Raw genomic sequence first — 23,569 nt, 5'->3', positions numbered from 1 at the left:
CAATTGATCCATCCACAAGAAATCTATACCTACTCTAAGATAGTCTTGCGAGGAAAACGTGGGCGTCATACAAAAAGAAGTACTCGAAAGTATCGCTCAAGGAGCGTCCGTCGTTCCAATCGAGCAGGAATTGCGTAAGTCCATCGGCATTTATAAACAGGCCTGGACGATAGTGCACAACGTCTTTGCAGTTACCAAAAAAGGTAAACCGGCAGATTTTCAATCATTGTTTCCCGTTGTTGACAGCTTCATCGAATCGATCCAACGTAACCCAGATGCCTTGGTGTGTTTTTGCCTGAATAAGAGCAAAGATGATTACCTGCTCAAACATGCGATTAGCGCATCCGTGATTGCCGCGCGCTTTTCCATATTTCTTGGACTTGACGCATCACGTGTAAGAAGTATTGCTGTTGGCGCCTTATTGAATGACCTGGGTAAAGTATTCATACCTTCGAATATTTTGTATAAACAAGGCAGATTAACAGATGAAGAGTTTTCTCTGGTTCGCCTACACAGCGACAAAGCCCAGAAAATTTTATCTGCATGCGAGGACTTTGACGAAGAAGTAGTTCTGGCGGTTGCGCAGCATCACGAACGTTTCAACGGTAGTGGTTACCCAAACGGTTTAAAAGACAAACAAATCAGTCTTGCAGGACAAATATCAGCCATTGCCGACACCTATGACGCCATCACTTCTCACAAACTTTACCGAGAAGCCCGTCCCGCGACAGATGCCTTACTTTTAATTCATGCCGAAAAAGATAGAAGTTTTTCGAAGGATTTGATCAATCAATTTATACACTGTATCGGCCTATACCCGGTGGGCACGCTCGTAGCGCTGAACAATGGCAACGTCGGTGTTGTGTTTCAACAGAACAGTGAAAAAGTCAAGACGCCTATGGTACGCCAGATTTATAACCTGAAGGCAAAACGTATGTTAAATCCTCTTATTGACGTCGATTTGTCTGCCGTGTCGCAAGAGGAAGGAATCCGAATACTTTGCCACGTACCCGTTAACAAATTCTCTTTTAATCCGCTTTCAGCTATTGCCTAATCGTAGGCAATCCGCGTCCCACCTAGCCCACAATAGCCATTAGGATTCTTGGCAAGATATTGCTGATGATAGTCTTCCGCGTAATAAAACGTTGGTGCCGCCAGGATTTCAGTAGTTATATCACCAAGTCCATTTGCTGACAGTCGTTGTTGATAATGGGTTTTACTGTCTGTCGCCAGCGATCGCTGCTCCTCATCGTAACAATAAATTCCTGATCGATACTGGGTACCGACATCATTTCCCTGACGCATACCCTGAGTAGGATTATGTGACTCCCAAAAAACACGGAGTAGTTGAATATAACTAATTTGCCTCGGATCAAATACCACGCGCACCACTTCATTGTGCCCGGTCATGCCAGAACATACTTCTTCATAAGTCGCATTTGGCGTAAAGCCGGCGGCATAGCCCACCATCGTTGAGAAAACACCGGGTAGTTGCCAAAAGGCCTTTTCCGCCCCCCAAAAACAGCCGAGACCAAACAATGCCATTTGCATATTTTCTGGAAAAGGCATGACCACGTTGTTACCGTTAACGAAGTGTGTTCCCGATACCACAACGGGATTTTGTCTCCCAGGCAAAGCGGACTCGCGGGTAGGCATCTCAACTTTCTTTACAAATCCGAACATTGTTTTTGGCTCCCCTCACGAAAATTTCTGGCAAACGACGTGAATATAACGACCGAGATGCAGATACGGCTCCTGTCGACTATATTTCAATTCTGTCGCAACGATGTCATCGTCACTGACATGTTCACGATTGTGCCGTGACATGTAGTCTTGAAATACCCGCACACCGGATTTGCATAAAATTTTCATATTATGCTGCTCCAGCCAATTGAATACCTCATCTGGATCAAGTGGGTTGATTGGCGTCAAACTTCCCTCTCCCGTGCCCGCCCAGTCAGAGCGATCGACTTTGTACAGATTGCCACGCACGAGATTACGAAACACCAACGAGTGAATATTGTAAAACATTAGCGATAAGTAGCCGCCGGGTTTAAGCATGTAGACTAAATCGTCGAGCGCCTGCTTAGGAGACTCCGTCCACTCCAGAACAGCATGATTCATTATCAAATCGAAGAATGCATCATGTTGCGCTCGCAAATCCTGTAGCGGTCCACAAACAAGTCGATATTGTTGCGACATTCCTTTTTGTTCGAAACTCTTCTGTGCTGCATCCAACATTATTTTCGAAACATCGTTCAAAACGACATGATGGCCTTGCTCTGCCAAATGGGTGCTTATCTGAGCCATGCCACAACCAGCGTCTAATATTTTCACATTTTCAAAATTGCGCGCACTAGCTAACACCTCGGTCAAATCGCGTCTGAGAATTTCCAGTCGAATGCGACCCTTGGTAGTACCATAGATATTTCGCTGAAAACGCTCAGCCAATTGATCGAAGTTTATATCGGACATATTGTTACGTCAGGTAGCAACACGTGATAACCAGTGTGAGTAAATATGCCTGGCATAGTTTTGAAGATTCTCGACTTTCATCTCCAGTCCTGCCAACATTTGCTCTGGTGTTTGCACAGTTTCACTTCCTGGGCGCAGTTGATCTTCAAACCGCGACGCCCATTCTCTTACCAGATCGACAGTCATTTCAACATGACACTGCATGGCCAACATATTCCCGACGACAAAGGCCTGGTGTGGGCAATTCAGGTTTTCCAGTATGAGTTGCGCGCCCGGTGGCAAGCTAAACATTTCGCCATGCCAGTGATAAACAGTCATCGTCTCCGGCATATCGGCCAGCCACTGCTGCGCGGCTGCTGTTGAGCTGCGAGTCACTTCAAACCAGCCTATTTCTTTGACCTGATTGGCTGTCACCTGACCACCTAATGCCTTTGCGATCAATTGGCCACCAAGACAATGACCCAGTACTGGCAACTTTGAATTTGCGGCGCGGCGAATCAAATCCAATTCCTGCACGATCCAGGGCAAATCGTCATTAACGCTCATCGAACCGCCCATAAAAACCAAACCGGAAACGTCATCGATAGTCATTGGCACCGGCATGCCTTCGTCTATCTTAACTAATTCACTAGGAACGCCTTGCACATCGAGAAAATCCTGCAAGAATCCTGGACCTTCACAATCTACGTGTCGAAAAATACGTATTGGTTTCATTGGAGGATTATGCGTGTTTATAATTGGGAGATCAAAGACTCTGGCCTTTCAAAGCAGGCACAGAGTCTTGATATCGTAGAATTAGAACAAAGGCAGACCACTTACTTGCCGGAAAAGTACTCTTCCACTTCCATGCGTGAGAACAAACCTATCATACCCTTCTCCACCAGCGGCTGTAGTGTCTTACGCAATTTGATCTGGTCGCCACTTTCCGCCGTCATGTTCTTTGAAAAACGCACCCGGTTTACCCGTTTACCGTTTTTCATCGCGACGATCTGCACCTTAATGCTATGAGAAGAAAAACCATCCACGTCTTTTACTTCATCGTCGATGGTGACTTTCACTTCATGTTTACTACCCGAGGAAATCGCTACCCCCATATCTTCAAGTATGGTTTTCAGGCTATCGTGCAGGAATTCAAATCCGTCGCTAATCTGTAGGCTCACAGACTTGTTATCCATAACTTTAACAAACGGAAGATTGACCTTTGCAATCTCCCCCTCACTCACTGAGAACGTGCCATTAAAGCTGCGATAGCCTTCTGCACTAGCAGAAAACTGGTAGTGTCCAGGCGGAAAATATTGTCCGGAAACCGCAGATTTACCATCTATCGAAATAGTGTATTCTGGCACAGGACTGATAAACTCGACGCGCCCTTGATTCATACGCTGCAGAATTTCGTGCCGACGATCCGCCAACCACTTGTCGATATCAGGAAATGAAGACAAGGCAATTTTTGGAACAGTCGAAATGAACGCCTGCATATGATCGACAATTTTCAATGCCGCGCCCAGCTGCTCACGATTGCGAACACTCAGATCACCGTCGAGCTGCTCGCGCATATAGTTAACCGTGTCATTTACGCCGCTTTGATCCAGACCAGCAGTAATATGATAGCCTTCGCCATCCTGACGTTCTCCACTATAGCGCACGCCTTTAAGCAGCTGATCGGAACGCACTTGCTTGATCGACTGCATGTCCCGATTGACTTGATCGTTGTTCACTTTCACATCACTACGAAAGGTAGACTCAACTTTCGCAATAATGCTTTTTCCCAATTCGGTAACCGCGGCGGCTTTTGCCTCATCCAGCGATGGACCACTCCCTTCCGCTGAAAGTATATACCCGGCAGCGCGGGCATCCTGAGCATTCAGGACACCCGCACCCGCAGACACAAACACGAATAATGTCAGTAAGACTCTGACCATGGTTTAATTCCCTGCAAGCCGGTTCGATTAACGACCATATTCCTTGGCAATTTCCGCCGCCATTTCATCGTGTGATTTTTGCGCGACGAATTGCTGCCACAATGCCTTCTCATTGTTCATGCTCGTTTTCAATGCAGTTTCAGCAATCTTCTTGGCTGCATTTTCGTCTATACCAACAAGAACAAACAATCTGCCGTTCGGGCCAGTGCGTGACTTGTATACTTTTGAGCCCACCAGGTTTTCGGACGAGATGGTCTTTAAGGTGCTGCTGGCAGCAGCATCAACGGTTTCCGAATCGCCACGTCCAGTGGTGCCCATGTAGTTCTTGACCATCTTGTTGACCTTGACCTTAACCTGCTCGGCCAAACGACCACGCGCATCTGCGGCAGCGATATCTTTCATGAAGCTCATGCCCGCACCGGATTTTTCAGAGATGCCCACGGCTTGAACATCCAGGCCCGGTACCGGTTCATCACAAATCCAACCCGGTGCAGCAGTCTCGGTATTCGGAAACACACAATCCGCAACTTCCTGCTTCACATTTTTTCCACCGCAAGCAGACAAGGCCACGCCCACGACAGACAACACTACAAGCTGTTTCAATTTCATCGATTCACCTTCCTTTTACTGAATTAAAATTCCCAAACACAAATCTTCACGAGTTTAGTCAAACTGAATATCAACGTCGCCAGCTCCGGCGCGCACTACCAGCAAGGCACCGTTTTCCATTTCACGCGTGATGGTTCCCGGTCCACCATAACGCTGTTGCAGCGCCATCATAAATTCAAACGCATTAGCCAGGCCTTCGGTACGCACAACGTAGTCAAACGTACTCTTTCCCGCGGCGACCCTTTTTACCGGCTGCTTAGAAAGCAATTTTAACGCCTTGTATATGGATTGATCGACGCGATCACCTTGATCTTCCGTTGTGAAGACAACCAATTTGAATGCCTTGGTCCCACCGCTCCACTTCTTACGGATCTGGGAGATCAACTTGTCGGCTACCGCATTCGCTGCTTCCTGTATCAGAGCGTCGAAACCAGATGCCGCTCTTTCCGAAGAATTCCCGGTACTTGAACCAAGCTGAATACCGGTCGACGTTTCAAACGCTTTGGCTGTGACCGAGGCTTTACGCGTATCAACACCGCTGACCTTACCCTTCTCCGTATTGACTTTCACTTCTATATAAACGTCGCTACCCGCTTCCAGAGCCCAGTTGTAAGAGGGGTCCGTATTGCCACCCAGGCGCGCCAACTTGTTGACCACGGCTGACAGCTTTCCACTCTGCGAGACCACGTTCACTTCGTAATTTCGATCGGTCAGGTATTCACCCAATACATTCCGCGCAAGATCGGTATCGTCAGTGGTTTCAGCCGCTACGATCGAGATAGAGGGCAAGCCTGCCTCGGCAAGCATATCTGTCGTCGACTTGATCACGTTATTGCTGACCAGATGTTCACGTAACATATTCATATCAATACGCACCAGCACATCAACGCTGACGGTGTTTCCATTTTTCTGTTTGGATTTCAGATCACTGGTATAACGCACGAATTGTGAATGGGCGCTGTAGAAGTCTCGCTCAATTGCCGCGAATGCCTGTTTTTCAGCTGCAGTTTTCAATACCGGCTTCGAACCCGCATGCAAAAGAAACCAAAGTGCGGCTCGCTGTGCATCAACAATAGCGTCTTCGACTGAACCGGCCTTGCCGGTAGCTCGCACCAGTGTTTCTGCTGAACTGGTGCTTTCGACTTCGGTAACCTGTCGACTTTGCGGCAAAGGGTCATCAGACTTTACGACTTTTTTCCCGCCGCACGCGGCAAGCATAGCGACCAATAATATTAGGAGTGCAATTCTGCCTCTCATCTTTCTTACCTCATCAGTGATGCGAGTCCGCCTAACGATTTCATATGAAACGATAAGCCAACATTAATACCATAGACCACAGACATATTGGCGTCATCATACGTCTCAGATTCGCCGATTCTGTATTGAGAGCTTATGGGAAAATACCCTTGTGCGTTTACCACCAACTCCGTATCGGGTGAAAATAGATAACCCAATTGCAGACCCGCGCCCAGGCCGAATGAAGTTATCTCTATGTCATCGTTTGCAGAGTCAACATTAGGCCCTTGCCCACGCATTTGACTCGCAGCGAGGCCAAACTTATACGCGACAAAGAGTCCACTCGCCCCCAGATGACCTCGCTTCACATAGTCCATACGGACAACACCTAGTACTGGAGTTGTATATATAGAAGAAGACTGGACTATGCTTTCGCCACCAAGACCAAATTGTCCGACTATTTCTAACCATGACTCAGAGTATCCTGATGAGTTAAACAAGTAACCCAAATCCGCCTTAAAACCAAGACCCAAGCCCAAAAAGTCACCGCCACCACTGGCAGTTAATCCGGAAAGTTTCTCCACCGTCTGATGTGTATTGACAACGGTTAGCGCGCCAAGAACTCCAGTCCAGGGATGCTCTCTCACCTGATCTTTAAATTCGGCACTGCCTTTGATAACAGAAAATGAAGAAAGGTATTGTCCTTGTGCGCCATCATCTAATAAGGACTTTCTCGCTACCGAACGCGCCTTAATCCAACCTCGATTAACAATTTTTCCATCTATCATTTGCTTAAGACGGTAGGGTGCGTCTATACGTAAATCCTCCGCCTGACCAATCGCAGACTCGATTCGCGTCAAAAAGAAACCTTCATCAACCGCATCGACCGTAGCAAAGATGGCGAATGCGTCGTCTTCTTTCAGATTGGTATTGAGGGCTATCCCGGCGGCCCGGGCAGCAACAACAAAACTTCTCCGATACAAATTCGCCAAAAGCTCAACATTTTCCGGTCTTGATGGAAACACTTGCGCACTATCTGATACATACCCGGAGTGAGCACTTAACTCCTTATAGATTTCGAATTGTTTTTTCTCTGAGTCAAATCGAAAAATCACCATCCGCATAGGCAAATCGATATCAACACCTACACTGAAATTGAAAGACTTTTTGCTTTTTTGTTGGCTGATGCTGATTTTCCCGCGTGGAGTCTCAAGATAGGTGGCGAAGACAAAGGCGGAATTCAATAAGCGCTGAAGAAAAGCTACCGGCACGCTACGCTCTTTGGCTATCTCTGCAAGAAAAGTCTCTTTTTCGCGGTCGGCCAATTCCTGATACCGGGCATCTTTAGCTTTAATAAGCAACTCACCCATGAAAGGCGCGAACTTCGTGTTTAGATATTCGGTGGACTTCGTGACAAACTCATAATATGGCCCGACATCAAAATTGAACTGTCCCAGGTCTGCATCCATTTCAAGGGTTTCGTTCAACGTTGTCATTACCAGCTTACCCGACTGTATGCTGATATTGTCATATCGATTACCAGACATGCGCTCAATGACCTGCCCCGCAGCGGCGATCTCGAGATTGTCATCGACATCAAGCCCCCAGGTCGCAAACGGCACGCAGGATTTTTTGTAAGGACAGAAGGTTACGGGTACGGAAAAATGTTTTTGCTGGAGACCAATATCCCGGATTTGAAGAAGAACCTTGCGCTCATATTTCTTTTGCGAATCATCTGATGCAGAAAACGTCTCCTCTGCGGCACCCGCAATATTGAATGTGACTATCAACAGGGTTGCTAGAACACCTAGAAAAGACTTTACCAAACCAACTTCCATTTTATGTTCCTTTCCCTATAGGCGCCAAAACATACACAATTCGACCAGGGTCAATTAAAGCACAATCACGATGGTGATGAAAAGAATGTCGTCATGTGAATACACCGCTATCTCATTGATTTTTTTGCAGTATCAAGACCACTCCAACAGCTGAGGCAGAAAGGATAATTCGTTTTAAAACAGTAAGATAAGCATTTATTGGTCTATTTTTCCCAATATGCGCGCCCCGTCACTTTTTCGCACTAGGCCTTCAGATAAAATCGCCGATAAGTTATTTCAGATAAATTCGAGGAGAAGGCTCATGCATAACTTGGTCCGAATTGAGGTTATTGCGCTACTATTGGCAACCGGTTGCGGTCAGGGTAATTTCAGTCTGTCGATAACAGATGCGCCTGTTGATGGCGCGTCAAATGTTTATGTCCAATTTACCGGCATCGAACTAAAGTCAGCGAAAAACGAGGACGTTGTCGTTGATTTCGAACAAGCTAAACGTATCGACTTACTCGCCCTGCAAGGTGAGAATTCTGAGCCACTACTGCAAGGGCAAGTGTTATCACCCGGAGACTATCAATCCATCACCTTAAAAGTAGACTCCTCTCCAAACACCTCTACAATCGTTGTAAACGGCGCGGAGTATTCTTTAGAAATACCTAGCGGCTCAGAGAGCGGTCTAAAAATGGTGAGAGGCTTTACAGTACCAGTGATTGGTAGCGCAGATTTCACTGTCGATTTCGACTTGCGTAAGTCGGTCGTCTTGAGCAATCAGGGTTATAAATTGAAACCCGCATTACGATTGATAGACAATGTCGAAGTTGGACATATTAAGGGCAATGTTGATGGCACAACGCTATCGAGCAATGGATGCGGCGATAGCGGAAACGCGATATATGTTTTCCAGGGAGAGAATGCAACACCAAGCGATATGGACAGCAGTGGAAGTATTACCGCAGTGTTGACAAGCGCCTCTCTCGCACTGGATGTCATTAACAACACCTACCACTATGAAGTCGGTTTTCTTCCATCCGGAAGCTATACGCTTGCACTAACATGCGAAGCAAACCTGGACAATCCGGAGCAGGGAGATAGTCTCAACTTTATTGCGCAAAATAACGTCCTGGCGGAAGCGAAAAAAACCACAATACAAGATTTTTAAGATGATATCTTTCACCTCTCTCAGCAAGCTTTGATAGCGGCGCCGTCCATAAAACGGCGCCCAGCTTTCTGGCATCCTAATTGCTGACAGTATCACATGAAAATATTTCTACTTATCATAAGCCTTACGCTTAGCAATGGACTCTATGCCAGCCAATTTGATACCAGCATTCCGATGGATCAAAAGCATACGCAGGCGTTTTACATCAATGCAAATATCGCTGGATCAGGCGCAACAGAGTTAATGGTTGATACCGGTTCAGGCTACCTGGTGTTAAATGAAACGACACTTCACTCGCTAAAGCGCAAAGGACATGCCGCTTATTTGCGACAGTTGCAAGGCATCATGGCCGACGGCACTCAAAAGACAGTCGATGTATATCAGATATCGTCCATAAAGATTGGAGAGACCTGTGTACTAAGAAATGTAGAAGCCGCCATCTTCCCTGGCAACACAAGACAAATTCTCGGACTAAGCGCTCTTCAAAAAGCAGCGCCATTTATCTTTTCAATTGAGCCACCCGAATTAGTATTGAGCGGGTGCAATAACACACCCGCCCAAAGCTGACATCCAAAGTTCAAAACTCAACGAGTTGGTGCCGCGCCTGGTTCAGGCTGATCTGACTCGGGTACGGATGTACTTCCTGCCGTTTCAAACGCGCTAAACTCTGATATGTCGAGTTTTCCGTCCTTATTCGCGTCGATTTTGGCAAAGTTTTCCTTCAAGTCATCCCTGTCATTTGCCTCGGCTTTGCTAATGGTTTTATCACCATCGGTATCGACATCCTCAAACAATGCGGCCTTATTCAATCCGCCAGCCCAGGAACCGAATGAAATCGATAACAACACGACTAAAAAAATAAACCTTATCCGCATAAAACCTCCTGTAAACGAATCATCTATTGAGCGAAACTGATATTGTTTTCCTTTTCAACATCGAAAAATAAGCAACCGTCTATAGCGCCCCCATACATGAGCACCGCGAAAGCGTGCATCCAAACCGCTAGTCTGTTACTTATCTAAACACTCTAGCCTGTCCAATTGCCCTGTCAAGACTCTCAAAAAGACGACATATTTTTCGTCATCGTGTAATTCAGCGCTCACCCACACCAGGAAGTGCGCCAATACGAACAAGCCCCTCGAAAGTATTTGCAAAGCCTTTGTGGTGAATAATTTTTCCACTGCTAATTGTGTCAATATTCACGCCATCGATACATATTTTCTTCACGGTGGGCCGTATGCCGAGCCACTCACCCGCGTGAGTGGCTCGCGCTCTTATCAGGGTAATGACGACACTTTCCTGCTGATATTGACCTAAGACTTCAACATTTGCTTAAAACACTCCTATGCAAGTTCGAGGTCTAAACCATTCCGATTACAATACTGACTCGGATTCATTGGGGTAACACTCTACTGTTAAGGTAACGCAGAATTTCAGAAGCCCATTGGTAAATCGCCAGCCCCGACACCACCAATGCGGTGCCGTAGAGTGTCGTTGGCGCAAGCACTTCGCCATTAAACAGATTGCCGACTAGCAAAGCCGTCACCGGTGTAATCAGCGTCAACATCGCCATTTTTCCGGTATCAACATGTCGTAAAGCGTAATAAAAAAGTATTGCGCCAAAAACCGAACCCACAACGCCAAGATAGACAATCGAAACGGCGGCCTGCGTGGGAACATGTAAGGGCAAACTCGCGCCACTGAACAACCAGGTAAGCGAAAACAATAGCGTCGCCAAGGTTGTTCCTCCGGTGTTCATACTCAGCAATGAAATATCAGTGCTGACTTTTTTTATCCATACCGTTCCAAGAGAATGAAACACGACGGCAATCAAGACACCCACCAATCCCATCCAGGCGTTAACACCCAAGGCCAGACTGTCGCTAAAGATTATTGCCAGACCACCAACCCCTAACAAAATGCCCAGCACGCGAAAAGGCGTAAAACTTTTTTCTTGCAGAAAATAGACAGCAAACAAGCCGGTAACCAATGGCGTTAAACCAAAAATCACAGCAATTAGTCCCGACGGGATAAACTGAGCCCCCCAGTAAACGGCCATCATTGCGGTATACAGTGGTATTCCTACTGCGATATAGGCATGCAGTGCACTGCGATGTAGTGGCAAGCGTTTACGCATTAGCGCCACGAGTGCTATTCCAACAACACTCGCAATCAGCATGCGCGAAGAAATGCCGAATAGAAATCCGACATCTACACCGCTCCATTTGATAGTGATAGGGGTAGTCGTCCATATCAAAACCACGCCAAGATACGCCAAAGGAATAGACACTGTTTTCTCCTTATTATGATTAGCAATTTGTTAAAGGCCATAAACGAAAAAAGCCGCAGTCCTGTCGGATCTGCGGCTTTTTGGCGTTTTCTAAAACTACTCTTAAATTACTACCTCTTGGCACGCAGACCCATATTGGTGTAGCCACATTGGCTTCATCACACAGGAAAATCGCACGCAGGTAATAATTTGAGTCATCATGCTCGAAAGTCTGGCAACTAAGTTTGGATACGTCAAGCCAAAATTTACATTTTTTTATCGCATCAGTGACCGACTTAAGGAGGGACTCTTCACGGCATAGGCCATTAACGCCGGGGCAAGAACGATATCAGCAATAAGCGCCATGATAATCGCGACGCCGGTTACCAGGCCAAATGAAACGAGATTGGTCATATCGGACATTCCAAATACGAAAAAACCAATGGATAGTACGATAGTAGTAACCAGCATCGCCCGTCCTGCGGTATGCAGGGTATGGTCAACAGCATCGACAACGTCCCCGCTTTTTGAAAAATAGCGCTTAAAATGATGCATAAAATAAATCGTGTCATCGACGCTCAACCCTATAGCGATACTACCCACCAGTATGGATGACAGATCCAGAGGGAATCCAAGTAAACCCATGAAGCCCAGGGCAACCAGGATAGGAAAGAGATTCGGTATCATAGCAATCAAACCAACGCGAGCGCTTCGCAACAAAAGCATCATCATCATGCCGATGACGAAGGCGGCGAGTATATAACTCTCAGTCATGCTGCGTATGGCCTGGCTCGACGTTTCCGTTAGAAGAGAAATCATCCCGGTAAGCGTCACCTCGTTGCGGTGCTCAAACGCTGCCTCAACTAGATTTCTAATATCAAGCAAATAAGATTCATAGGCGCCCGCGTTTGTCCAGGGCAGCTTGATCGACAAACGAGCCTTGGAAAAATCGTCGCTTACCAGTGAACGCAAATCATCGGCGCCACTATTTTCAAATAGGAGAATCTCCTGCGAAACCAAATCGTCATTATCAGGCACCTTATGATAGTGTGCATCGTTATTGTGTAACGCCTGATGTATAAGCTTTACGGTGTCAACGATGGAAATCGTCTTGGCCGCGACCATATCGGCCTCGCCCCGAAGAGTCATAATCTTTGTTTGCAGCACTTCAAGACGTTGCAAGAATTCTGACTTTTTCACCCCATCAAGCTCGCCCGTATCGATTAGCACTTCGACAAACATATTGCCGTCCATTACTTTATTCGATATCTCGCTGGCTACTCGTATTTGATCGTCTTTGGGAAACCAGTCAACAGCGTTGTAATAGAACCTCAACTGAAAGGCGCCGTATAATGCAACAAGCGCAATTACAGAAGAAGCCAGAATGACTTTACCGTAATGACGCGTCGCTATGGTTGATATCGTCCGTAGAAATCCCTCTATGAGACTTTGAACCTTTCCGTCTTTATTTTCCGAAAGATGCTTTATAGGCAAGACTACGATAAGCGCCGGCAATAAGGTCATAGAAAAAACAAAGGCAATCAATACACCGCTAGCCGAAAATATTCCCAAATATCCAATGGCGGCTATTTCCGAAACAGAAAACGAAAGCAGTCCTGCGGCCGTGGTCAGACTTGTCATAAGCATAGGCAGGCCCGTATGCGCTACCGCAAATCGAAGCGCCTGGCGTTTATCACCACCTCGTGCGTACTCTCTGTAAAAAATGGTCAGAAGATGCACAGCGTCGCCCACGCCAACAGCCAAAAGAAAGGAGGGAAGTATTTGCGTGAAAACATTAAAAGGTTTGCCTGAAATTGCCATCAGACTGAGCGTAACCAATAAGGCCAGCAACACGACGACAATGGGCAAAACCACCCCGCTAAAGCGCCGAAACAGAAAAAACAACAACACGGCAATTAGTAGCAGGGCCACACCCGTAAATAGTGGAACTTCCTTGTTGAGCTTAACCAGTATTTCATTATTAACAACCGCTAGCCCTGCGACCAAAAACTCAATACCGTTGCCTTGATACGGCTTCAGGGTATCGAATATGGCAGCACTGAATTCACCAATCTGTTTCGGCGTCAGACGTGGAGGTGATAAATCGGCACCTACATCATCATTCACTGGAGCATCATCAAATCCCTCCATCAAATTAGCGGCGCCTGTCGTTTCCACCTGATACGCATTTGGACGAACAATTATCGATGTGTACTGCGCGTTTGAAGATATTAGCAGGCTGGGATATAGGGGGTGAGTCAGTACGTCTTGCTTGAATCGATCAAGCTCTGCATCGTCTGCGGGCATGGTCTCCAGGAGATCTTTTACGATAAGCTCATCATTCTTACCTTTAATCGACGTCGCATTGATCAGACTAAGCACTTCGTCGAGATAAGGTACTTTTTGTTCCAAATCATGATGGATGTTTTGCAGCGTCTGCAAAAAAGAGCGATCGAAAACGTTTTCAGTCTTAATTGTGATAACACCGACTTCGTCCCGATCATAGTCTTTAAGAAACTGGTCATACTTCGTTACTATCGGATCATCTGGCTCAAAAAAGGCGTAGGGGGACGTATCGACTACGAGTCCTGGAAGTTGACTGACGAGTCCAATTGAAGCCCCCAGGGTGAGAAGAATAATCGGCCAAGGATATCGAACGATGAATTGTGAATGCGAGTCAAACAAGCGACTAATCCATGACATAAAAACCTATCCCTTAATTCCACATATCTACGATTCAGTGCTAATCCTATACAACAGATTCTGTGTGCACAGGTCGAAAGTCGAAAAGAAGGCGTAAGTTTATGCCATAGGGAGAAAGACTATCAATAGAATTCACAGATGTTAAGAATGAGTCACCTCAGTTTGGACTGGCCAGACGATCGCTCCCCCCATTTCTGGGAGGTATATCCATGACAGGTACGGGGCGCTGCATATCAGTAGGCAAATCGTATTGCGTGGACAAGATTTCCTCTGCCGTTAACATGCGTATTCTTTTGTCCTGTTCAGATAACCCATCTAAGCCTTGCATGGATTTCAGGACGAACTCATTAATCAACGGGGTAATAACATTAGGAGCGATGCCTGCGCGAATTGCCTGTTTCAACAAATCCGGCGCGGCTTCTTCATTTGCGGATATTCCCATGCGTAGAATTTCATCCGCATATTTGGGTGCAACTCTCAATGCCATCTGCATAACCTCTTCTGGCGCCAGGCCGTTTGCTAATGCGATTTCGACCAAACTCGGTGCTGCGGACGGCTGGGTCATCAGGGCAGCAGCCAATACTTGCGGTTTACGACTCTTTAAAACTCTCATCGCTTGCCGCATGACATCTTCAACCTTAGTGCCTCTATTTACATTGTTGACGAAAACCTGCTCAAGAGACTTCCCTGCGGCGATGTCCTCTGACACTCCTGCTACGACCAACGATGTACTCAATATCAGTATGAGTAGCGCTTGAAAAATAATATCTAGCAGCCGATATAGGCTCATATTGGACCTCCACCGTTATCGTCGTTACCGCTCCCTTGCATACTCAAAGACTTCCGATGTCCAGCAACCTGAGTCAATGCCAATAAAACAGAAATATAGGCGGCGTTAACAGGTATATGAAAATTGAAATCTACAAGCCCATGCAGCAACAAAGCGGATATGCCCATCACACACGCAAAAGCGACACCCCGATGGAATTGGGATTCATTGATAAATAGTGCTTTCACCGCAGACAGAAAACACCAAACTATTGCCGCCGAAAATAGAACAAAGACGGGTAGTCCGTACTCCATTGCAATTTCCAGAAAGTCATTATGCACATGGTCGTACACTTCGAAGTATGGCCTTGATTGATAAACTGGGAAAACACTGGAGAAGGCACCGGCACCAATCCCGGACAACCAAAATTCCTTCGTCAACGATAGAGCATCGCTAAATAGCAGGCTTCTCGATTCCGTCTCTACTTGCGTTTTTTGAATATTGTCGACGACCTGGTCAACACCAAGCCAATTCCCGACAATCAGAAAGTCAATAACTACGAGACTGGATAGCAGGAAAAGCGCTGGTGCTATCGCCCTCCACCATGACTTATGTGCGTATTGCTGATTTTTGGTCGTCAACATGAATATAAGCGCAGCGAACGTTAGGCTAGTAAAAAAGGCAAAATTCCCCATACGCGAATGCGTAAGAATAAGCCCAATAACGATTATCATCAGATATAGTCGAAGTCGCAGCTTCTTACTAAAAATCAGACTGATCCAGTACACCAGTGCTTGCCGCCAACTTCGCGAATGGCGGTGTGAAGTTATAGCCAACAACAGACCCGTACCGGCTGCGAGCGTCAATTCAAAAAACCCCGCAAGATGATTTCGATTGACGAATGTACCTGTCGCATAATGAACATCTTCGACAAATAGTAATTTAAGACTGCCCCATATCGCTTGACATAACCCGGCCAACACCATCGTATACAACAAAAAGTATAGATGCTGGCGTGTACGTGTTGTTAGCAAGACAAGCATAAACAGGCTTAACAAGGATAAGTTAAGAAGAAATCTCTCCCAACTGGCATAGGGATCTAGACTCACTGAATACGCTGCATTAGCGGAAAGGCCCGAAACCGCCTGATAGTGGATCAATGCATTCGGCGATAACAGTTCAAGCACCGATGCTGACAAAGGTATCATTTGAAAAATCGGCCAGACACAAACACACGACAACAGGTATATCACAGGTCTGGCGCGAACAAAGGCTACACTTGTTTTGTATCGACCTTTTAAATAGCCCAATATCCAAATAGCAAAAAGGCAAAATACAACCGCTTCAAACAATGATGACGACCAGCCTCTATTTGAACCTAAAGGTAGTGGCAACCAAAATAGCAGGACGAGCAAGGTCGAGAACAGAGGATACCTACTTACGAAGGCGACCATTGTTGAACGCGTAGTTGCTAGAAAGTTATCGTTGGATAATTCCACTAAAAGCACCCCTCAGCGGATTAAGGCTCGCACAGACTCATTACGTCAGTCTGCCCGACCGTTGCGCATACAAAGTTCAACATTGCTTTTTCCTTAGCCAGTTTCAGTAAAAGAGGCGTTAGATTGTATTCCGACAGCTTGTTCGCTAATTCGTCACGTGTATGCCAATCCAGATGTGTCCAATGTCTCAAGCTCAATTCAACTAATCGCGAGGCGTATTGGTGATTGTTTTTTGTGAGATCGAGGGCGTATAACAATGCCCTATTGAATTGCTGATTAAACTCTCCACGTGACGCGAATTGGTTTAGTGCATTTATCCACAGAGGAATCCAGGTTGGCCTTTGCGCTAGCAGTGCGGTATAGCCGCGTGACTCATCGCTTTTACCAAAAAGCAGTCTTTCGTCACGCAGTAGAACTCTATATTCATAAATTCGTACATTGCCAGGACTAAGCCTGCTAACGAAACCAAGTTCACGCAGAGTGGCGACGCGTTCGTGTTCCGTCCACCCAACATTCGTAGAAATTACCTGCTCAACCGGTTGCAGATACCATTCTGTCACCACCTGCAACAGGCAATAGCCGCTCGCCAATACCATAAAAGCTAGCGGCAATATGGCGAATCTTCTATTTTCCTTTCCTTGGCTATTCTGTTCCATACTTATACATGTACTGATAGAGTTCATATGAACCGGAGGCCGTTGGTGGAACAAACTGGTTCAGCACGACCCCGGCAATTTTTGCTCTAGCTTCTGTCAATTGCGCCAGTGCCTTGCGAGCGGTGAAATGCGATGTGGAGTCATACCGCGTCACAAAGACAACATCGTGAACTCGTCTGGACAAAACCAAGGCATCGCTGACCGCGTGCACGGGTGGCGTATCAATAATAATGTGGTCGTAACGGGTAATCAGCTCAGAAAGCAGAGATTGAAAACGTTCAGAGGAAAGCAGATCTAACGGTCGCGGTGGAATCATTCCCACCGGCAGCACATCCAGATGGTATTCATCAACATGTTGCAAGGCCTCTTCTATTGTTGACTCACCAACCAAGACCTCGGCAATTCCCGTTTTTCGATGTAAGCCATTAAATAGCTTGTGCACACAGGGACGCCGCATGTCAGCATCTATCAACAACACCCGATTTAATTGCGCGAGTCCGGCAGCAATACATCCGGATACAATCGACTTGCCTTCCTCCGGCACACTGGATGTCACTATCGTTATTCGGTTCCTGCTATCCGGATCATTTAACAACAAGGCCGTACGTATCGTGTTAATGAATTCCTGCGCCTCAGATACACCTTCACCGGAGAATACCTTTTCAACCGTCAGGCGATCGCTACCATCATTCTTGATGTACGGCACGTAACCCAGAAAAGGCATTTCGAGAAACCGCGTAACGTCCTCTGCCACCTTGAATGTACTTTTCAGGTATTCAAGTGCAATTGCCAGGGCGATGGCCGAGAGCAAGGCGATAATGAATGAGAACGAAACTATCTTTGTCCTGGCCGGCTTATAAGGAGAGATAGGCACCGAGGCGTGCTCTATCATCCGCGCATTCACTGGTTCAAAGTCCTTTATCGCATTCGTTTCCTGAATTTGATTGATAAATGCATCGTATAGACGACGACGGGTATCCACCTCCCGTTGTAGCTCCTTGAGCTGAAACTCTTTGCGATTAATTCCAAGCAATTCTTTTTTGGCGTTTTCCAGGCTGCCATTTAAAGATTGCTCGTTTTTCAACTCAACTTCATACTGTCTATTGAAACTCTCTACAACCAGCTTCATTTGAGCCATCAGATTTTTTTCCGCAATCTCCAATTCCGATCTGGCGCTGACCATGCTCGGATATTCCGGCCCGTAACGCTCGGACAATTCGGCGACTTTACTCATCGCTTTTTGCTTCTGTACGTAAGCACCACGAACAAGTTCGTGATTAATAATGGCAGGAGTACTTGGCCAATCTTTCACAGACTTAAGTTGCGAAAGCAGGTTTTCCACTTCGACTCGCTTGGCGCGTCCTTCGACAAGGTGGTGAGTTATGCGTTCAAGTTCCGACGCAATAAGTGTCCGCACACCTTGTATATCCGCAAGATTTTCTTTTTCCAGGTAGTCTTGCAGACGACCTTCTGCACTCGCCAGTTCAGTTTTCAGTGGCCCCAGCTTGTCTGCTAACCAGCCGGACGAGTCTGACGCCATGCGCAGTTGATTTTCCAGACTACTAGTCAGGTAGGCCTTAACCAAATGGTTTGCAACTTTTGCGCTTAGCTCCGGGCTAGTCGACTCAAAACGTATTTCAACTAAATGGGTACGTTGGACCGGTCGTAGACTTAAGCGATCGAGAAATTTGTTCGCGAGAACTCGCATGATCTGGTCACTTGAAATCGCCGACTTCGACTCAGCATCTTCGGCGTTTGGTGCGATATAAAATTCCGGTTCCTTTTGCAACTCCATATCATGTATCACACGCGCAACCAGATCCCTGGAACGCAAAAGCTCCACTTGCGTTAGGAAGAAATCTCCATTTCGATGATCTATCCCATAAATATCATCAAGCGTTTTGATGTTTGATTTTGGCGGCTCAATCAATATCACCGCGCTAGCCTGATAGATAGACGGCATCGAAAGGGAAATGAGCAACGAAATAAATGCGACAATTGAGGCTAATGCCAGTATAGACCATTTATATTGGGCAATAGCCGCTATGATCTGGTCGACGTTACTCGCAACATGGCTATCGCCATATTCATATAAACCTTTCAGCCGTCGTTTCAGCTTGCTTTCGTTTAGCATCAGAAGAAACGCTCCCCTACCGTGACAATATCGCCGGGTTTCACCATATCGTCCAGCGCAGCGTCCTGCTCCGTCTTAGTACCGCCTTTTTCACGAATCAGCCAAATTTTTCCACTCGATGCCCTCGCTGTAAATCCACCAGCCAACGCAACCAGCTTTCGCATCGTTAATTCCGGTTGATAGTCGTAGTTACCGGGACGCTGAACCTCGCCAGAGATAAACACCTGTCGATATTCATAGACCGTAATGATGTCTCCGGGGCTAACTTCCGCTTCCATGTCAGTTTTGCTCGGCGTTTTACTCTCATCGGAATCGCGAATAACAAAGATACGCTCAGATGAAGCACGGGAGGTTAGCCCACCTGCAACGGCAATTGCTTTGCGCAGGGATAGACCTGGAAGAAATGCATAACCTCCAGGCCGGTTGACTTCGCCATTCACAAAAAATTGTCGGTAATTTTCGATCGTAACATTCACTCTCGGCGAAATTAGATATCGCCCCTGGAGCCCCTCAACGATAACGTGTTCCATTTCACGCAGCGTACGCCCAGCTGCCTTCAAATCTCCTAATAAGGGATAGGACACTTTGCCGGTATCATCTATGGCTTTTTTCACGCTCAATTCTTTTTCACCAAACACCTGAATATCGATCACATCACCTGTGGAAAGCTGGTATGCGGATTGATCAAGCGCAAATGAGCTGGTGCAGGCAATCAGTAGCAACAACCACAACGCACCTTGCAGCCGTATCGGTTTGATGTGAACGTTATTTATCTGCGTAGTCGCTTTCATGGTCGTATTAAGATACGTCCGATTAACATTTTTTCACGATAGCTAAAACCATCTCGAAACGAATATTGTCGCAAGTAGCGCAGAGCTGCGCCGATTTGTACCCACTTAGCTGTGTTTACCACGGCCGCAAACTCACCTCCAAGCGCTATATCTCGCCCTAATTCTGGTGGGTACTCAGCGGAGTTCACCCAAGCCTGAGGCTTTAAAAGAAGCTTGTCAAAAAAACTATATTGCGCACCAATGGAAACTCGCTTCGAATCCGTATAGTTTCCTGTCGTAGTAGATTCCTCCAGTGTTCCTCCAGACGTTAATTCGAATTCCAGGTCCTCTAGGGGAGACCATGTCATTGCTAACAACCACTCTTTACCTGTGACCTGCGGTTTGCTGGCATCTGTGAAATTTTTATTGTGCAAGCCGAAAACAAATTCGCCTTTAGTCAAACGCGTGAATTCCCATTGAGCACCTAATCCGACTGTCAGGTCCGCACTATCACGACTGGCGAGCAAACTATCTTCGTTTGTATAGTCATACTGAGAATAGCCACCCTTCAATAGAAACGCAGTTTTTGGCGAGATCCGCCGGGTTAAAACCAGGTTTGCCACTTGCAACTCGTGACTTCTACGTCCTGTCACATCTAGTCGCGTAGTAAACAGTTTCGTACGCTTCTCACCTTCCAACTGCAGACGCCCTTGCGACTGCTCGCTTCCCAAAACCATATTGGCTTTGATTTGTTTCAACACGAAGGCGTCTGGCACATCGAAATTGGAGACCGTATCCACAATATACGTCTCCCCTCTTTTTTCATGGGCCAATTGATATGCGCCACTGAACACAAAACTCAAGTTTCTCAATAAGGCATGTTGCAAACGACCGAATACCATATGGTCCATATAGTTGTCGGCCGGGCTTTGCTGAACATCGACGTAACTACCTTGATACCCAACACTACTACGATTCATTTCATTATTAACGGACAACTTCAATTGCGAATTCAGCGTGGACAAAAGTGCAGATGTCGGAGATGTCTGTTGTCGAAAAACATTGTCATCGTAGGTCAGCTCCGCTGAGAATATGGGCTCTACCAAGAGTTTTCCGTATGCAAGTCCTTTGTCTGCCTCTTCTGCATTTACACCGATATTGAAGAAACATGCGCTCCACGAAATCACGGTAAGACAGACTGCCTTTAGCAGGTTCCTGGCAGTCAAGATCAACCCTGGCTTGCTTTTGTCGTGTGTGTTTTCAACATAAATTTATTTCACTGTTCAGATTAAACGCCTCTAAGTTCGCGTTATTTAAGCCTATGTAAGCAATATAGAGACCCGTATGGACATAAACGTCAAAAAAATGAATGCCTTAAAGGTAGCTGCGGATGAGCCATGAAGCTGTCAGGCCCTGCTTAGCGCAAGTGGATAGCGATAAAAACCAAAAAAAACAATAAGATAGATTACACCATCATGCAGGGTTTCACCGCGACGCCCATCACAAAAGGCAAAGCGCAAAGCTGGTCCAAATACTGGTTAAAACGCGTGAAATTACAGAATATTAGCGAAAATGATGAGAGTGGCGTTATGTCAATTATCGATGTTTCATAGCGGAAAGGGCCCGTGTACTGAATACACAGGCCCTGGTAATCCAATTCTCAGAAATTTAGTTTCGTTGAGGATGCGTGAAAAAATTTGTTATTAGTTCTGCAATTGTACTTGAGTAGCCTGTGGCCCTTTGGCACCTTTCTCAACTTGGAAGGAAACTTTCTGACCTTCGTTCAAAGATCGGAAACCATTCCCCTGGATGGACGAGTAGTGAACAAATACGTCCGCACCACCATCGTTAGGCGTGATAAAACCAAATCCTTTGGACTCGTTAAACCATTTAACGGTTCCTGTATTCATATAAATAACCTCTTTAACATGTTGATAAAAATAACCAAAAGAACGAAAACAAGCTAATGACCAGTCACCGAATTTATCGCTTGCCGGTAAGAAAACCCCTGAGTTTTCGTCGGGATAGAAGTAGAGCACAAATTCTGGTGCGAAACCAGCAAAAAAAGTTGCACGACACCATACAGTAAATTTCTTCTCGTATCCGCACATCCAAGGCCAAATGACGAATAGAATGCCTGGTCCAAACATTTCGTTTGTTGATTCAGGCAAGCATAAATTCTCTTTGAAGTCTGCCTTTTTGGTTGAACCATAAAGAGTCTGCCGAGGACGTATTTTCAACTATTTTCAGTGATATGAACTTTCATTGGACTTGTAATTTCCAAAGTGTTGACTAATCTGGTATGAAGTTTGTTTGTAAAATTTGTTTTCATTTCGACCAGAGGTTACCAAATGAAAAAACATTTAGGATATTTAGCAACGGGATTGATGCTTATTACGACTAATTTACATGCTGGCAGCATTAAGACAGAGAGCGTCGATTTGGACCTGTCAGGTGGTGTTAGCGGTTCTTTTTTTACATCAAACAATACGGGATCAAAGGTTCACGACAATTTGCAGATTTCGGACATCATGCTTGAACTCAAAACCGGGAAAATAAAAAAAACCGGCGTAGGTTTTACCATAGGACTCGGTGGATATACGCCAAGCACACTTTACGATGGCGGCATGATGCCTGGCTTTATCACAGACACCACGCAAATACCTTTGTTTAGCGACACGCCAAGAGGCTTTAATCACGGCTGGCTTTCTGTCGCGCCTATGAAAGATTTAGCGATCGATATCGGTGTAATCCCTACGACGATTGGACTTGAGCAAGGCGTCAGTTATGCAAATGGCAATATTTTGCGTGGCGTCATTTGGAATGCACAGCCAGGTTATTATCGAGGATTGCGCGCAAACTACAGCATCGACGACATCAAGGTATTCGTGGAATTCAACAACGATGCGAGTCAGGGTTCTAGCAAATCTTTTGCATTAGGAGCCGACGCGAAAATAGACGACATGAAGGTGGGCGGTACCTTTCTTTACGGCGACGGTGGCAACAATATCTTTGATGTCATCTTCACTATGAAAATAGACAAGAGCATTGATGTAGGTGCAAATTTGGATTTGTTTATTGTTGAGTCTCCGCAGGTTGGCGCGTCTTCAAGCGTCTTCGGACTTGCTCTCTACGCTAATGCACGTTTCGATGATATATCGGTGCCTGTGAGACTCGAGTACGCGAACAGCGGCACAGGGAACACCGTATATGGATATAACGGCGGCGGCATTGGCACCAGTGCCTATTCAATCACGGTGACGCCGACTTACAACTTCAGTAAGGAAACCTATGTACGCGCTGACCTGGCATTGATAGGCACCGATGCAAAAATATTCACCGACAAATCTTTCCCGCCTAGTGAATCAATGAAAATGTCTTTTGCATTACAGACTGGATATAAGTTTTAGTCCAAAAGCGCTTTCTGAACATCTAAGAGAAACCCTTAGTCGCTTCAGAAGGCGCCAGTCCTAACGCCTTAGTTCTTCCCGTTAATCAAACGCTAAATCAGACGCAAATACACCTTAAGTTTGTCA

General features: G+C 46.1%; 21 protein-coding genes and 1 pseudogene. 4 read left to right on the top strand and 18 right to left on the bottom strand.

What is annotated here, in order from left to right:
- Positions 1 to 58 precede the first annotated feature (58 nt).
- Complete coding sequence (locus OEZ43_05140; protein ID MDH5544954.1) at positions 59 to 1,054, top strand: HD-GYP domain-containing protein; 996 nt, start codon at positions 59 to 61, stop codon at positions 1,052 to 1,054.
- Here OEZ43_05140 and msrA read toward each other — a convergent pair.
- The 7 genes from msrA to OEZ43_05105 form a co-directional block, all read right to left on the bottom strand.
- Entirely contained in the window at positions 1,051 to 1,683 is a 633-nt protein-coding gene (gene msrA / locus OEZ43_05135) for a peptide-methionine (S)-S-oxide reductase MsrA (protein MDH5544953.1), read from the bottom strand. The two genes, OEZ43_05140 and msrA, sit on opposite strands and share 4 nt — an antisense overlap.
- A 15-nt stretch (positions 1,684 to 1,698) precedes the next feature.
- On the bottom strand, positions 1,699 to 2,475 hold the full coding sequence (locus OEZ43_05130) for a methyltransferase domain-containing protein (protein ID MDH5544952.1): 777 nt from the start codon (positions 2,473 to 2,475) through the stop codon (positions 1,699 to 1,701).
- Between the two features lie 9 nt (positions 2,476 to 2,484).
- Positions 2,485 to 3,189: a type 1 glutamine amidotransferase gene (locus OEZ43_05125; protein ID MDH5544951.1), complete on the bottom strand. Its 705-nt coding sequence runs from the start codon at positions 3,187 to 3,189 to the stop codon at positions 2,485 to 2,487.
- 101 nt (positions 3,190 to 3,290) lie between these two features.
- The gene (locus OEZ43_05120; protein MDH5544950.1) at positions 3,291 to 4,397 is read right to left on the bottom strand and encodes a hypothetical protein; all 1,107 of its coding nucleotides are present in this window, start codon (positions 4,395 to 4,397) and stop codon (positions 3,291 to 3,293) included.
- Positions 4,398 to 4,424: 27 nt separating this feature from the next.
- A complete protein-coding gene (locus OEZ43_05115; GenBank protein MDH5544949.1) occupies positions 4,425 to 5,006 on the bottom strand; it encodes an LPP20 family lipoprotein in 582 nt (193 codons plus the stop codon).
- A 54-nt stretch (positions 5,007 to 5,060) separates the two neighbouring features.
- A complete protein-coding gene (locus tag OEZ43_05110) occupies positions 5,061 to 6,263 on the bottom strand; it encodes a DUF6175 family protein (GenBank protein MDH5544948.1) in 1,203 nt (400 codons plus the stop codon).
- Positions 6,264 to 6,268: 5 nt separating this feature from the next.
- Positions 6,269 to 8,080 carry a hypothetical protein gene (locus OEZ43_05105; GenBank protein MDH5544947.1) on the bottom strand — a complete coding sequence of 604 codons (1,812 nt, stop codon included), beginning with the start codon at positions 8,078 to 8,080 and terminating at the stop codon, positions 6,269 to 6,271.
- A 301-nt stretch (positions 8,081 to 8,381) separates the two neighbouring features.
- Here OEZ43_05105 and OEZ43_05100 point away from each other — a divergent pair, with 301 nt between their 5' ends.
- Complete coding sequence (locus OEZ43_05100; protein ID MDH5544946.1) at positions 8,382 to 9,233, top strand: DUF4382 domain-containing protein; 852 nt, start codon at positions 8,382 to 8,384, stop codon at positions 9,231 to 9,233.
- Positions 9,234 to 9,329: 96 nt separating this feature from the next.
- A complete protein-coding gene (locus tag OEZ43_05095; GenBank protein ID MDH5544945.1) occupies positions 9,330 to 9,800 on the top strand; it encodes a retroviral-like aspartic protease family protein in 471 nt (156 codons plus the stop codon).
- 17 nt (positions 9,801 to 9,817) lie between these two features.
- On the opposite strand, the gene OEZ43_05090 is transcribed toward OEZ43_05095, so the two are convergent.
- From OEZ43_05090 to OEZ43_05040, 11 genes and pseudogenes are all read right to left on the bottom strand, one after another.
- Complete coding sequence (locus tag OEZ43_05090; protein MDH5544944.1) at positions 9,818 to 10,108, bottom strand: EF-hand domain-containing protein; 291 nt, start codon at positions 10,106 to 10,108, stop codon at positions 9,818 to 9,820.
- 217 nt (positions 10,109 to 10,325) lie between these two features.
- Positions 10,326 to 10,547, bottom strand: a pseudogene (locus tag OEZ43_05085) (ester cyclase).
- A 79-nt stretch (positions 10,548 to 10,626) separates the two neighbouring features.
- Positions 10,627 to 11,523, bottom strand: a complete 897-nt coding sequence (locus tag OEZ43_05080) for a DMT family transporter (protein MDH5544943.1) — start codon at positions 11,521 to 11,523, stop codon at positions 10,627 to 10,629.
- A 255-nt stretch (positions 11,524 to 11,778) separates the two neighbouring features.
- Positions 11,779 to 14,205 carry an MMPL family transporter gene (locus OEZ43_05075; protein MDH5544942.1) on the bottom strand — a complete coding sequence of 809 codons (2,427 nt, stop codon included), beginning with the start codon at positions 14,203 to 14,205 and terminating at the stop codon, positions 11,779 to 11,781.
- A gap of 157 nt (positions 14,206 to 14,362) precedes the next feature.
- The gene (locus OEZ43_05070; GenBank protein ID MDH5544941.1) at positions 14,363 to 14,995 is read right to left on the bottom strand and encodes a hypothetical protein; all 633 of its coding nucleotides are present in this window, start codon (positions 14,993 to 14,995) and stop codon (positions 14,363 to 14,365) included.
- Positions 14,992 to 16,182 (bottom strand): O-antigen ligase family protein, encoded by a 1,191-nt coding sequence (locus OEZ43_05065; GenBank protein MDH5544940.1) that lies wholly within the window; start codon positions 16,180 to 16,182, stop codon positions 14,992 to 14,994. Before OEZ43_05065 ends, OEZ43_05070 begins: the two co-directional genes overlap by 4 nt.
- A 311-nt stretch (positions 16,183 to 16,493) precedes the next feature.
- Positions 16,494 to 17,129: a hypothetical protein gene (locus OEZ43_05060; GenBank protein MDH5544939.1), complete on the bottom strand. Its 636-nt coding sequence runs from the start codon at positions 17,127 to 17,129 to the stop codon at positions 16,494 to 16,496.
- Positions 17,116 to 19,263: a polysaccharide biosynthesis tyrosine autokinase gene (locus tag OEZ43_05055; GenBank protein MDH5544938.1), complete on the bottom strand. Its 2,148-nt coding sequence runs from the start codon at positions 19,261 to 19,263 to the stop codon at positions 17,116 to 17,118. The genes OEZ43_05060 and OEZ43_05055 overlap by 14 nt, the downstream gene beginning before the upstream one ends.
- A complete protein-coding gene (locus OEZ43_05050) occupies positions 19,263 to 20,054 on the bottom strand; it encodes an SLBB domain-containing protein (protein ID MDH5544937.1) in 792 nt (263 codons plus the stop codon). Before OEZ43_05050 ends, OEZ43_05055 begins: the two co-directional genes overlap by 1 nt.
- Positions 20,051 to 21,259 (bottom strand): outer membrane beta-barrel protein, encoded by a 1,209-nt coding sequence (locus OEZ43_05045; protein ID MDH5544936.1) that lies wholly within the window; start codon positions 21,257 to 21,259, stop codon positions 20,051 to 20,053. Before OEZ43_05045 ends, OEZ43_05050 begins: the two co-directional genes overlap by 4 nt.
- Before the next feature lie 477 nt (positions 21,260 to 21,736).
- On the bottom strand, positions 21,737 to 21,943 hold the full coding sequence (locus tag OEZ43_05040) for a cold-shock protein (GenBank protein MDH5544935.1): 207 nt from the start codon (positions 21,941 to 21,943) through the stop codon (positions 21,737 to 21,739).
- Positions 21,944 to 22,384: 441 nt separating this feature from the next.
- Here OEZ43_05040 and OEZ43_05035 point away from each other — a divergent pair, with 441 nt between their 5' ends.
- The gene (locus tag OEZ43_05035; protein ID MDH5544934.1) at positions 22,385 to 23,443 is read left to right on the top strand and encodes a porin; all 1,059 of its coding nucleotides are present in this window, start codon (positions 22,385 to 22,387) and stop codon (positions 23,441 to 23,443) included.
- Positions 23,444 to 23,569: the final 126 nt, after the last annotated feature.

The sequence above is a fragment of the Gammaproteobacteria bacterium genome, assembly GCA_029881255.1.
Taxonomy (GTDB): Bacteria; Pseudomonadota; Gammaproteobacteria; order S012-40; family S012-40; genus JAOUMY01.
Note: the sequence above shows the minus strand (reverse complement) of the source record. Positions and strands in the feature narration are given on the sequence as shown.